Source organism: Kitasatospora sp. NPDC098652, from assembly GCF_044760155.1.
Classification (GTDB): Bacteria; Actinomycetota; Actinomycetes; order Streptomycetales; family Streptomycetaceae; genus Kitasatospora.
Genome location: NZ_JBIWAQ010000003.1, coordinates 577,020 through 589,195, shown reverse-complemented (window position 1 = coordinate 589,195; position 12,176 = coordinate 577,020). Strand labels below are relative to the sequence as shown.

Sequence of the window (12,176 nt, the reverse complement as noted above, 5' to 3'; positions counted from 1 at the left end):
GGCTCAGGGCCGGACGGCGAAGACCCAGCGGTTGGCCGCGAGGGTGTCGTCCGGTTCGGGGAGCGGGCCGCGGCCGTAGTGGCGGGTGAACTCGAAGGGGGTGTGGTCGGTGGTGGACCAGCCGTGTGCGCGGAGGTCGGCGGAGGTGTCGGGGCGGGGTTCGGCGTCGAAGAGGGCCGGCAGGTCGATGCCGGTCCGGTCCCGGGTGGCGGTGTAGACGGGGTTGCCGCGGACGGCCGCGGACTCGAAGCCGAACTTGGCCTCGTAGGCGAGGGTGGAGCCGGGCGCGCTGAGCCGGTCGACGCCGGCGAAGAGTTCGCGTTCGGCGGTGCCGGGCAGGAAGAGCAGCAGGCCTTCGGCCAGCCAGGCCGTGGGCCGGTCGGGGCGGAAGCCGGCGGCGGTGAGCGCCTGGGCCCAGTCGGTGCGCAGGTCGGCGCCGACGGCGACGCGGTGCGGGGTCGTCGGACGGGCTTCGATGCCGTCCAGGACGCCCTGTTTGAAGGCCAGCACCTCGGGCCGGTCGATCTCGTAGAGGGCGCAGTCGGACGGCCAGTCGAGCCGGTACGCCCGGGCGTCCAGCCCGGCGCCGAGCAGGACGACCTGCCGGGCGCCCAGTTGCACGGCGCGCAGCAGCTGGTCGTCCAACGCCCGGGTGCGCAGGGCGAAGTAGCGGCCGAGCCGGCCCCACAGCGGGTCGGCCTCCCCGGCCGGGACGTCCCGGGGGTGGAGCGGCCAGTCGGCGGCGGCGGGGACGGCGCGGACGAAGTGCTCCGCGTACGGGTCGCGGGCGAGGGCGTCGGGGCGGTGGGTCTCGATCGCCCGGGCGGCGGCGACCAGCACGGCGGTGAGGCCCACGCCTTCGCTGACGGGGTGCTCTCCGGCCACGGCGTGGTCATCGACGGCGGCATGGTCTTCGATGGCGGCATGGTCTTCGACGGCATGGTCTTCGACGGCGGCGTGGTCGTCGGTGGCGGGGGTACCGGTCGGGTCGAGGGTCTCGGTCGCGCGGACGCTCATGTGCGCTCCTGCGGTCGGGGGTCGGGGGTCTCGGGAGGGTTGGTCCAGACGTCGAGCCGGTCGCGGGTCGTGACCCGGGCGCCGTACACCCGGCGCATGAAGCCGAGGACCGCCTCGTCGGGCAGGTGCAGCGCCGCGGTGCAGTCGGCGAGGACGGTGATGTGGAAGCCCTTCTGGAAGGCGGTGCGCGCGGTGCTGTCGACGCACACGTCGGCGAACACACCGGCCATGGCGAGGTGGTGGACGCCGCCGTCGGCGAGGTGCCGCTCGAAGCCCGCGCTGAGGAAGGCGTCGAAGCAGGCGTGCTTGGTGAACACGGCCTCGTCCGCCCTCGGCGTCACGGCGTGGAACTCGGCACCCCAGCTGCCGTCGAGGCACTTGGGGCGCTTGCCGAGCACGGCGTCCCGGTGGCGCCAGCTCGCGCCCTGGTGGGCGGGGTCGCCGAGGAAGCGGACGAAGACCACCTCGGTGCCGTGGGCCCGGGCCGCCTCGACGGCGCGGGCGGTGTTGGCGGCGACGGTGGTGAGCCGGGTCGGGTCGCCGGGGTAGCGGGCGGCGGCGACCGGCCCGGCGCAGAAGTCGTTCTGCAGGTCGACGACGACCAGGGCGGTCCGGCCGGCCGGCTGCGCCGCGCTCACGCGGCCGACCCGGGCCGGGCGCCGACGGTGGCGTCGACGGCGGCGTGGCCGACGGCGAGTGCGACGACGGGTGTCACGGTGCCTCCGTAGGGGTCAGGCGGCCGGGGTGCCGACCAGGCGGTCGCCCGGGATGCCGGCCTGGTCCGGGGCGTGGAAGTCGCGGATCCCGTCGGCCCAGGTGGCGTCGGCGTCCAACTCGCCCTCCAGGGTGGCCCGGTAGCGTCGGAAGGCGGCGCGGACGGCCTGCTTCGCCGGTCCGTCGGAGTCCTCGGCTCCGTTGCGGCTGGCCTCGAAGAGGGTGAAGACCGGTTCGACCCGCTGGGCGGCCTCGCTCGGCATGAACGGCTCCTGGGGGGTGGTGCGTCGGGGAACGGGACGCCTCGGCGCCCGGTGGTTCCCCCACTATCGACGACCGGGCCGGTGTGGGCGGGGGCATGATCGTCGGGTTCACCTGATGGGATGAAATCGTCCGAATGGCCCGGAGGTTGCCGGTGCCGCGCGCACCCGGGCGTGCGCGCTCCTGGGCGCGCGCTCGTTGGGCCCGCGCGCGCGTGGTCCCGTGCGCGCGTGGTCCGTACGCGCGGGCGTCAGGGCGCCGTGGCGAGCTGCCAGTCGGCGGGCCCGGCCGGCGGCAGGTGGCCGGGCAGGCCGGGGGTCCAGCGCTTGGTGCCGTCCGGCAGGACGGCGAGCGCCTCCACCCCGGGCCGGCGGGCCGCCCAGGCGAGGGCCCGGTCCGGGCCCATCGCGAAGGCGGCGGTGGCCCAGGCGTCGCTGCGGGCGATGCCGGTGCCGGGGGCGCCCACCAGGGTGAGCGAGGCGAGGCCCTCCGCCGGTCGGCCGGTGTGCGGGTCCAGGATGTGGGCGCCGCGTTCGGCGGTGCCGGAGGTGGCGATCGCGAGGTCGCTGCCGCCCAGGACAGCGGCGAGCGCGCCCGGCCGCCCGGGGTGGGCGACGCCGATCCGCCAGTGCCCGCCGCAGGTCTGCACATCGCCGCCGCCGTTGACGCAGAACTGTCGGGCGCCACCGGCGCGCAGCAGCCGGGCCGCCTCCTCGACGGCCCAGCCCTTGACCCAGCCGCTGGGATCGAGCCGGCCGCCGGGGCGCTCGGTGAAGTAACCGTCGGTCTCGGCCGCGACCTCGCGGCAGGCGTCCAGCACTGTGCGGACCTCGGGATCGCAGCCCGCGAGGGCCAGTTCGCCCCGGTCGAGCCGGCTGATGTCGCTCTCCGGCCGGTACGGGGAGAACACCGCGTCGATCCGGTGCAGCCGGTCGGCGATCCGCCGCAACGCCTCGCGGGTCCCGGGGCCGGGGTCGCGGACGGCGATCGAGAACACGGTGCCCATCACGGGCTCGGCGTGCCGCAGCACCGGGCGTCAGCCCTTCGCCCGGTCGAGGGCGCTCTGCAGCGAGCGGGTGTAGCCGTCGCTGGTGTAGGTCGCGCCGCTGACTGCGTCGATCAGGGCGCTCTGCGCGGCGATCGCCTCCTGGTTGAGGGTGGGGAGGGCGTCGGCGTTGATCTCGCGGTCCCGGCGGTCCTCGGTGGGGTACTTGACCACGTCGATGCCGGTGATCCGGCTCCCGGCGAGGGTGACCTGCACCTGGACCGGGCCGTACCGGGTGTTGACGGTGTCGCCGCTGACCTTCCGGGTGGCGCCGCCCGCCGCCGGTGCGGGCGCGGGGGAGGCGGAGCCGGAGCCGGAGCCGGACGATGACCCGGACCCGGACCCGGGCGAGGTGCCCGCCCCCGAGCTGATCACGGGCGCGTTCCCGGCCGCCTGGTGCGGTTTGAGGGAGAGCAGCAGCACCACCCCGGCGGCGGTGGCGGCACTGGTGACGACGGCTCGGCGCATGACCGGACGACTCCTCCGATGAGTGGACGATTCCGATGAGTGGACGATGACTGGACTATGAGTGGCAGCGGTGCGGGCTCAGAAGGCGAAGGACTCGTGGTGGATCCGCCCCGGCCGCACCCCGGCCGCCCGCAGCGCCCGTACGGCCTCCGCGGTGACGGCCTCGGGCCCGCACAGGTACACCTCGTGCTCCGCGAGCCCCGGCACCAGCCGGGCCAGCGCGGCCCCGAGGTCCCCGACCTGTTCGCGCGGGCCGAGCAGCTCGTGCACCACCGCGCCGCGCCGCCGGGCGACCTCCGCCAGCTCCGCCCGGAACAGCACGTCCTCGGCGCGCCGGGCCCGCTGCACCAGGGTCAGCTCGCCCGGCAGGGTCTCGAACAGGGCCCGCAGCGGGGTGATCCCGACGCCCACCCCGAGCAGCAGCACCCGGCGCCGGCGCTGCTGCCGTCCGGTGAACGCCCCGTACGGCCCCTCGGCCCGGACCAGGGTGCCCGGGCGCAGCCGGGCGACGGCGGCGCTGTGGCCGCCGAGGTCCTTGACGGTGAACCGGAGGAAGTCCGGGCGGGCCGGCGCGGACAGCGAGTACGGGTTGGCGGCCCAGCGCAGTCCGGGGGCCTGGAACTGGAGGCGGAAGAACTGGCCGGGCTCGGCGCGGAGTTCGTCCAGCCGCCGCCCGGACAGGAACAGCGACACCACGCCCGGCCCCTCCGGCCGGACCTCGGCGACCCGCAGTCCGTGCCGCCGGTCGAGCAGCCAGGGCCGCAGCAGCCGGAACCAGCCGAGCAGCGCCGCCGTCCCGAAGTAGAGCGCGTACCAGGCGGCCCGGCCGGGCCCGCCGCCGAGGTCGGCGCCGGTGGTCAGCTGGTGGGCGAAGGCCAGCGCCACCGCCAGGTAGGTGGCCAGGTGCAGGTAGTACCAGGCCTCGTAGGAGAGTCGGCGGCGGGCCGTCCGGGCGGAGACCGCTCCGGTGCCGAGCATCAGCAGGGTGCCGAAGGAGGCCTTGAGCATGTCGGGGTAGTGGAAGACGATCTCCACGCCCTCGGCGAGCGCCCCGCGCCCGTCGGTGAGCGCATAGCCCCAGACCACGGTCAGCAGGTGCACGGTGACCAGGCCGACCAGCCAGCGGCCGCCGTACGCGTGCCAGCGGGCCAGCCGGTCGGCGCCGACCCCGCGCTCCACCGCCGGCAGCCGGGCCATCAGCAGGAGCAGCACCGGCGCGGCGTACCCGGCGAGCAGCCCGGTGATCCGCCCGGCGCCGGTCAGCCAGCCGGCCGCCCCGGCCACCGAGGCGGTGTCCGCCCACCACAGCCCGAGCACGCCGAGCGCACCGGCGGCGACCAGGCCGAGCGCGCCGCCCGGCGGCAGCGCGAGCGGCGGGCGCTCGGCCGCCCGGTGACGCGGTCCGGCCGGCGCCCGCCGGGACTTCGGTGCGGTGGCAGTGACCATCGGGGAACCTCCTTGACTCCCGACGGCGGCACGGCCCCGCCGGGGCGGTCCACGATGGCACCGCAAGCTCTGAGTCACCTCTGAACGGGCTCGGCCCCGACGCCCGCCATTAGGGCCGTTTTCCCTGGTCAGAGGCCATACGATGGCTACGGACGACCTCCGCTGATCTCACGGCTTTCTCATCGTGGCACCCCGGAACGAACACCACCCGCCCCGACCCGAGGGACCACCCCGGTGCGGGGCGCGTTCGCGCGGCAGCTGGAGACCTGCGCGCGGGCGCTGACCGAGGCCCGGGCCACCCTGCCTGCCCTCCCGCCCCGGCACATGACGTAACGTCAGAAGCTCACGCACAGGATTCTGCTGACCACGCGGAGAGGTACCGACATGCCCCGTCCAGCACACATCGCGATGGTGAACATCCCGGCGCACGGCCACGTCAACCCCAGCCTGGACGTGATCCGGGAGCTGGTCTCCCGTGGCCACCGCGTCAGTTACGTCAACGACCCGGCGTTCGCCGAGCAGATCGGGACCACCGGCGCCCGGCTCGTGCCGTACCAGACCGGCCTGGAGGTCCTCAAGGGCCGTGCGGTCGCGCCCGGGACCAACATCCACGGCATGGTCTTCGGCGAGGCACAGGCGATGCTGCCCCGGATGCGGGAGGCGTTCCACGACGACCGGCCCGACCTGGTGCTGTACGACTTCATGGCGTACGCGGGACGGGTCCTGGCCGACGGCTGGGGCGTGCCGTCGGTGCTGGTCCTGCCGTCCCGGGTCGCCCAGGCCGACCCCCGGGTGGAGCCGTTCCGGACGGTCATGGCGGCCCTGGAGGCGGAGGGCGTTCCGGAGCGCTTCGCCAAGTGGCTGGCCGAGAACGGGGTGGCGTCCCAGGACATGTTCTCGTACATGCTGCGGCCCGACCGCGGGGTCGCGCTGATCCCCCGGGCGCTGCAGAGCGCGCTCGAGGAGATCGACCCCGAGGTCTTCTCCTTCGCCGGCCCCTGCCTGGACAACCGCGAGCACCAGGGCAGTTGGACCCGGCCGCAGGGCGCGCAGAAGGTCCTGCTGGTCTCGCTCGGCTCCGCCTTCACCCACCAGCCGGCCTTCTACCGGGCGTGCCTGGAGGCCTTCGGGGACCTTCCCGGCTGGCACGTCGTGCTCCAGGTCGGCAAGGCGACCGACCCGGCGGAGCTGGGGCCGATCCCGGCCAACGTCGAAGTGCACCCCTGGGTACCGCAGTTCGCGGTGCTGCGGCAGGCCGACGCCTTCATCACCCACGCTGGGATGGGCGGGTGCAGCGAAGGCCTGTACTGCGGGCTGCCCATGGTGGCGGTGCCCCAGGCCGCCGACCAGTTCGAGAACGCGGACCGGCTGGTCGAACTCGGCGTCGCCCGGCGCCTGGACACCGAGCAGGCCACCGCCGAGGCGCTGCGCTCCGCCGTCCTGGAGCTGACCACCGACCCGGCGGTGGCGGCCCGGCTGGCCGAGCTCAGTGCGGAGGTCCGCGCGGGCGGCGGCGCGTCGAGGGCCGCCGACCTGATCGAGGCCGCACTGGTCTGACGCCGCGCCGGGGTCCGGCCAGCCGTCCACTCCCGCCCCCCCGGGGGGCGGCAGTGGACGCCCTACGCCGGGTCGGGGGACGGGGGAGGGAGGTGGCCGGCGAGGAGGGCGCGGCCGAGCGGGGTGGGGCGGTGGGTGACGGTGCGGCCCTCGCGGTCCTTGGTGGTGAGGCCGGAGTCGGCGAGGACGGTCGCGTGTTCGCTGGCGGAGGCCGTGGAGATGTCCAGCATCCCGGCCAGGTCCTTGGTGGAGCACGGGCCGTGGGTGGCGATGGCCTCCAGGGCGGCGGCGCGGGTCTGGCCGAGCAGCGCGGTGAGGTTGCGGCTCGGGGTGGGTTCGGGCTCGGGCTGCAAGGGGCCGCCGATCCTCGCCGGGTAGAGGAGGACGGGCTGCTGCCGGGGGTCCTCGAAGCGGGCGATGACGGGGCGGCGGGGGCCGAACACGCAGGGCTGGAGCAGGAGTCCGCGACCGTCCAGCCGGATGTCGTGCCGGCAGGACCCCACCAGCGGGAAGCTGAGCACCGGGCGGCGCCAGGAGACCGACGGGTGCAGCGAGGCGAGGACCCGGTCCGGTTCGCCGAGCCGGCGGCGCCGGCCGTGGTCGGTGGTGACGATGGTCTCGATCTGCCGCCGGTACGGGTCGATCGCGCGGGTCTGGTAGTCGGCGGTGACGTTGCCGAGCAGCCGCCGGGCCCGCCGGTCGCCCGCCGCCACGCCGCGCGCGAAGGCGCTCAACTGCCGGGTCCCGCCGACCGATCGCAGGTGGTCGCGGAGCGGCTCCTCGGGCGCCTCGGCGGTGGCGCTCTCGGTGGCGCCGGGGTCGCGGCGCACGGTGAGGAACTCCGGGATGGCCGAGGGGGTGTAGAGGTCGAAGAGCAGCGCGGTCCGCGGGTTCCAGGACGCCCGCAGCCGGTTGCGCCACACCTGGAAGCGTGGATCGCAGTGGCCGCTGACCAGGCCGTGGACGCTGAGGGACAGCTCCATCGACATGTCAGGACGCTCCGCCACCCGGACGCGGTCCAGGTCGTCCGCACCGAAGATGATTCGCAGCACGGACAGGATCGTCACCCCGTGGGCGGCCGGTCCGCAAGACCGTTCGGCGAGGGCCGAATCGATTGCCCGGCGGCCCTCGGACCCGGCAGGCTCGGAGGGCCGGCGGGGCGGCGGCCCGGCGGGGGCGGCCGTCGTCGCCTCGCCCGGGCGGGGTGCCCCGGGTGACGGACCGGGGCGCCCCGCCGGTGCGGGCGCCGGTGGACGAGCAGCGGGCGCGGTCGGCGGACGGGCCGCGGGCGCGGTGGGCGGACGGGCCGCCGGCACTCAGCCCAGCTCGGCCGCCGACTCGACGACCACGCCGTACAGGTCCCCGACGGTGGCGAGCGCGCCGCGGTGGACCTGGGCGGCGGTGAGCTCCTCGGTGCCGGAGGTCAGCGGGCGGGTCGCGCAGGCGTCGGCGACCACGGTGGGGCGGTTGCCGCGCAGGAAGGCGCCGGCGGCGGTGAAGGCGACGCACATGTGGGTCATGAACCCGGCGACCACGACCTCCGGCCGGCCGGCCGCGTCGACCAGTTCGCCCAGCTCGGTGCCGACGAAGGCGTCCGGGGCCTGCTTCACCACCACCCGCTCGCCCTCGGCCGGGGCCACCGCCGGGTGGATCCGCCCGATCTCCTCGCGGATGTCGTACGGGGTGCCGGCGCCGCCGTCGTTGACGACGTGGATGACGGTGGCGCCCTCGGCCCGGGCCCGGGCGAGCAGGCGGGCGGCCGCGTCGAGGGCCTCGCGCCAGCCGGTCAGCTCCATCACGCCGCGGGTGTAGGTGTTCTGGTAGTCGACCAGGAGGAGGGTGCTCGCGCCGAGCCGGGCGGGCTTGTCGTCGAGGCCGGTGAGCGTGCGCAGGGTGAGGGTGCGTGGGGTGGTGCGGGTGCTCGGGGTGGTGCCGGGCATGGCTGTACCGCCTTCGGGGCTGGGATGGTATCGGGGCAGGTCACGCGTGGTGCGGCCCGCCCCAGGAACGCTACGGGCGGGCCCGGCATGGCGGCAATGCCGTCCAACGTGCAGAATCCGACATCGGCGTCGGGTGCCGGCGCCGGTGTCGGTGTTGGCGTCGGTGGCGGTGTTGGCGTCGGCGTCGGTGGCGGCGCATCCGCGTCGGCGGACGTCGAGCGAGAGGGGGAGGGCCCGTGGAGAGCGCGCAGCGGCTGGTCGTCATCGTCCTGTTCGAGGGGGTCGACCTGCTGGACGTCACCGGACCGCCCGAGGTGTTCGCGCTGCTCCGGCGGGAGACCGGTGACGCGGTCGGCTACCGGGTGGCGCTGGCCGCCGCCACCGCCGAGCCGGTCACCACCGCCGCCGGGGTGCGGATCCTGCCCGACCTGACCTTCGACCGGGCCGCCGCCGAGGGCGGCATCGACACCCTGCTGGTGCCCGGGTCGGTGGAGGTCGACCAGGCCGGGCGGGTCCGGGCGGTGGCCGACCCGGAGGTGGTCGGGCAGGTGCGCCGGCTGGCGGCCCGTTCGCGCCGGGTCGCCTCGGTGTGCGTCGGCGCGCACCTGCTGGCCGCCGCCGGGCTGCTGGACGGCAAGCGGGCCACCACCCACTGGTCGACCGCGGGCCAACTCGCCGCCGAGTACCCGCAGATCGAGGTCGACGCCGACCCGATCTTCATCCGCGCGGGCGAGGTCTGGACGGGCGCGGGCATCAGCGCCTGCCTGGACCTCTCGCTCGCCCTGGTCGCCGAGGACTTCGGCGAGGAGCTCGCGCTGCGGGTCGCCCGTCAGCTGGTGATGTACCTCAAACGCCCCGGCGGCCAGAGCCAGTTCAGCGTCCCGCTGGAGCCGGTCTCGACCACCCGGAGGATCGAGGAGCTGCGGCACCACGTCCTGCGCAACCTCACCGGCCGGCTCACCGTGCCCGAGCTCGCGGCCCACGCGCACCTCAGCGAACGGCAGTTGGTCCGGATCTTCAAGTCCGAGCTGGGCACCACCCCGAGCGCCTACGTCGAGTCGGCCCGGGTCGAACTCGCCCGGCACCGGCTGGAGTCGGGCGACGACACCCTCGAACGCATCGCCACCGCCTGCGGGTTCGGCACCACCGACACCCTGGTCCGGGCCTTCCGCCGCCGGCTGGACACCACGCCGACCGACTACCGCCGGCGCTTCCGTACGGCGGTGCCGGATGCGACGGCCACGACGGACCCGACCGCCACGACGACCGCCACGACGGCCGTCACGCCCGTCACGCCCGAGGCGACCGAGGCGGCCGTACGGGCTGACGCAGCCGCACCGTGAAAGTGGTGCGGCCGGGCCGACTGGTCGCCTCGACCGTGCCGCCGTGCGCCTGGACCACGGCCCGGACGATGGCCAAGCCCAGTCCGGTCGAGCCGGTGGTCCGGGAGCGGGCCCGGTCGCCCCGGACGAAGCGTTCGAAGACCCGCTCCAGCAGCTCCTCCGGGATCCCCGGGCCCTCGTCGGTGACGCTCAACTCGACGTGCTCGTCGCCGGGTTCCAGGCGCAGCTCGACCGCCGTACCGGCCGGGGTGTGGGTACGGGCGTTGGCCAGCAGGTTGGCCACCACCTGGCTCAGCCGGTGCTCGTCCCCGCGCACCAGCACCGGCTCCTCGGGCAGCGCCAGGCGCCAGCGGTGGTCGAGGCCGGCCGCCCGGGCGTCGGCCACGGCGTTCAGCGCGATCCGGGTGAGGTCCACCTCGTCCCCGGCCAGTGGGCGGCCCGCGTCCAGCCGGGCGAGCAGCAGCAGGTCCTCGACGATCGCGCCCATCCGCAGCGCCTCGGCGTCGATCCGCTCCAGCGAGTGCCGCACCTCGCCGGGCACCTGGCCCGGGTGGCACAGCGCCAGTTCGGCATGGCCGCGGACGGCGGCGACCGGGGTGCGCAGTTCGTGGCTGGCGTCTGCGGCGAAGTCGCGCAGCCGCTCCTCGACCGCGTGCCGGCGGGCCAGCGCGTCGCCGACGTGGCCGAGCATCCGGTTGAGCGCCGCGCCGACCCGGCCGACCTCGGTGCGCGGGTCGTCGTCCGGGACCCGCTCGGCGAGCATCACCGCGCCGCTGGCGAGCGGCAGCGCGCTCACCCGCTCGGCCATGCCGACCACCCGGCGCAGCGGGCGCAGCGACCAGCCGACCCAGACCGCCCCGGCCCCACCGGCCGCGGCGACGGCGATCGCGAAGACGGTCAGCTCCAGGGTCTCCAGCCGCGTCACGGTGTCCTCGGCCGGGCCCATCGGCAGCCCGCTGACCAGCACGTCGCCGTCCCGGCCTGCCACCGCCCGGACCCGGTAGCGGCCCAGGGTGCCGCCGAGGTCCAGGGTGCGGGCCGGGCCACCCGGTGGCAGGGCGGCCAGCCGGCGCTGTTCGTCGGGCGTGAAGGTGACCCGGTCGTCCGCGTCGTCCGGGTGGTCGACGTCGTCGGCGTCCCCGTCGACCACCCCGGCGGCGGTGACCCGGCCTCCGAGCAGCCGGACGCCCAGGGTGCCGGGGGTCTGGGCCCGGGTGTCCGGACCGGTGCCGGTGCCGGTGTGCTCCAGGCTGGCGGCGTAGCGGCCGCCGGCCTCGGCGAGCTGCTGGTCCAGGCGGTCGACCAGGAAGTGCCGCAGGGCGGCGGCGGTGGCGAAGCCGACGGCGGCGCAGGTGACCACCAGCAGCACCAGCAGTCCGGCGATCAGGCGCGCTCGGAGCGTACGGGGCAGCAGCTTCCGCAGGGCCCTCATGACCTGCGCGGCGGCCCGCCTCATTGCGCGGCCTTGATCAGGTAGCCCGCGCCCCGGACGGTGTGGATCATCGGGCTGCGGCCCGCGTCCAGCTTCTTGCGCAGATAGCTGATGTACAGCTCCACGATGTGCGCCTGCCCGCCGAAGTCGTACGACCAGACCGCGTCCAGGATCTGCGCCTTGCTGAGCACCTGCCGGGGGTGGCGCATCAGGTGGGCGAGCAGCGCGTACTCGGTCGGGCTGAGCTCGACGGTCTCGCCGTCCCTGGTCACCTCGCGGGCCCGGTCGTCCAGGACGAGGTCGCCGAGCACCAGGGCGTGCGCGGGCGGCCGGCGCGGCCCGTCCGTCGGGGCGGCCCGGCGCAGCAGCCCGCGCAGCCGGACCACCACCTCGGCCAGGCTGAACGGCTTGGTGACGTAGTCGTCACCACCGGCCGCGATCCCCGCGATCCGCTCCTCGACGGCGTCCCGGGCGGTGAGGAAGAGCACCCGTACCTCGGGCTGCTCGGCGTGGATCCGGCGCAGCACCTCCAGTCCGTCGAGGTCGGGCAGCATCACGTCGAGGACCACGGCGTGGGGCCGCCAGTGCGCCGCCTCCCGGACGGCCTCCAGGCCGGTGATCGCGCCGCGGGCCTGCCAGCCCTCGTAGCGGACGGCGCCGCAGACCACCTCGACCAGGTCCGGTTCGTCGTCGACGACCAGGACGCGCCAGTCCGGGCGGTCGCCGCTGCGGGCGGCGTCGGGGCGGGCGGCGGTGTCGTCCATGGTGCTCCCTCGGCTCGGCGGTGGACGGCGTCCACCTCCGCGGCGTTCATTCCTGCGGCGTCCACTCCGCGGCGCCCATTCCCTGTGGCGTGCATTCTGGCCTGCCGCGATGAGAGACCCGTGAGAGCACCGGAACCGGTTCGTGGCCCCCGAGGCGACTGACCTGGGCGAACACGGTGGGGAGCGAGC

Annotated in this window: 12 protein-coding genes; 2 read left to right on the top strand and 10 right to left on the bottom strand. The window is 75.6% G+C overall.

Going from position 1 to position 12,176, the window contains the following annotated elements; genetic code table 11:
- Window positions 1-3: 3 nt before the first annotated feature.
- From ACIQWA_RS10590 to ACIQWA_RS10565, 6 genes are all read right to left on the bottom strand, one after another.
- A complete protein-coding gene (locus tag ACIQWA_RS10590) occupies window positions 4-1,017 on the bottom strand; it encodes a class I SAM-dependent methyltransferase (protein WP_402480751.1) in 1,014 nt (337 codons plus the stop codon).
- Window positions 1,014-1,655, bottom strand: coding sequence for a cysteine hydrolase family protein (locus tag ACIQWA_RS10585; RefSeq protein WP_402480749.1), 642 nt, complete (start codon window positions 1,653-1,655; stop codon window positions 1,014-1,016). The genes ACIQWA_RS10590 and ACIQWA_RS10585 overlap by 4 nt, the downstream gene beginning before the upstream one ends.
- A 93-nt stretch (window positions 1,656-1,748) precedes the next feature.
- Window positions 1,749-1,994 carry a hypothetical protein gene (locus tag ACIQWA_RS10580; protein ID WP_402480747.1) on the bottom strand — a complete coding sequence of 82 codons (246 nt, stop codon included), beginning with the start codon at window positions 1,992-1,994 and terminating at the stop codon, window positions 1,749-1,751.
- A 248-nt stretch (window positions 1,995-2,242) separates the two neighbouring features.
- Window positions 2,243-3,022 carry an FAD:protein FMN transferase gene (locus ACIQWA_RS10575; RefSeq protein WP_402480745.1) on the bottom strand — a complete coding sequence of 260 codons (780 nt, stop codon included), beginning with the start codon at window positions 3,020-3,022 and terminating at the stop codon, window positions 2,243-2,245.
- A 6-nt stretch (window positions 3,023-3,028) separates the two neighbouring features.
- Complete coding sequence (locus ACIQWA_RS10570; protein WP_402480742.1) at window positions 3,029-3,505, bottom strand: FMN-binding protein; 477 nt, start codon at window positions 3,503-3,505, stop codon at window positions 3,029-3,031.
- Window positions 3,506-3,583: 78 nt separating this feature from the next.
- A complete protein-coding gene (locus ACIQWA_RS10565) occupies window positions 3,584-4,951 on the bottom strand; it encodes a ferric reductase-like transmembrane domain-containing protein (RefSeq protein WP_402480740.1) in 1,368 nt (455 codons plus the stop codon).
- A 384-nt stretch (window positions 4,952-5,335) separates the two neighbouring features.
- Between ACIQWA_RS10565 and ACIQWA_RS10560 the strand changes: the two genes are divergently transcribed.
- Window positions 5,336-6,508 carry a macrolide family glycosyltransferase gene (locus ACIQWA_RS10560; RefSeq protein WP_402480737.1) on the top strand — a complete coding sequence of 391 codons (1,173 nt, stop codon included), beginning with the start codon at window positions 5,336-5,338 and terminating at the stop codon, window positions 6,506-6,508.
- 62 nt (window positions 6,509-6,570) lie between these two features.
- Here the strand turns inward: ACIQWA_RS10560 and ACIQWA_RS10555 are convergent, their stop codons facing one another.
- Window positions 6,571-7,560, bottom strand: a complete 990-nt coding sequence (locus ACIQWA_RS10555) for an ArsR/SmtB family transcription factor (RefSeq protein ID WP_402480735.1) — start codon at window positions 7,558-7,560, stop codon at window positions 6,571-6,573.
- Window positions 7,561-7,824: 264 nt separating this feature from the next.
- Window positions 7,825-8,448: an isochorismatase family protein gene (locus ACIQWA_RS10550; protein WP_402480733.1), complete on the bottom strand. Its 624-nt coding sequence runs from the start codon at window positions 8,446-8,448 to the stop codon at window positions 7,825-7,827.
- Between the two features lie 236 nt (window positions 8,449-8,684).
- Between ACIQWA_RS10550 and ACIQWA_RS10545 the strand changes: the two genes are divergently transcribed.
- Entirely contained in the window at window positions 8,685-9,791 is a 1,107-nt protein-coding gene (locus ACIQWA_RS10545) for a GlxA family transcriptional regulator (RefSeq protein WP_402480731.1), read from the top strand.
- On the opposite strand, the gene ACIQWA_RS10540 is transcribed toward ACIQWA_RS10545, so the two are convergent.
- Both ACIQWA_RS10540 and ACIQWA_RS10535 read right to left on the bottom strand, forming a co-directional pair.
- Complete coding sequence (locus ACIQWA_RS10540) at window positions 9,739-11,223, bottom strand: sensor histidine kinase (RefSeq protein WP_402480729.1); 1,485 nt, start codon at window positions 11,221-11,223, stop codon at window positions 9,739-9,741. The two genes, ACIQWA_RS10545 and ACIQWA_RS10540, sit on opposite strands and share 53 nt — an antisense overlap.
- A gap of 20 nt (window positions 11,224-11,243) precedes the next feature.
- Window positions 11,244-11,987: a response regulator transcription factor gene (locus ACIQWA_RS10535; RefSeq protein WP_402480726.1), complete on the bottom strand. Its 744-nt coding sequence runs from the start codon at window positions 11,985-11,987 to the stop codon at window positions 11,244-11,246.
- Between the last annotated feature and the right edge of the window lie 189 nt (window positions 11,988-12,176).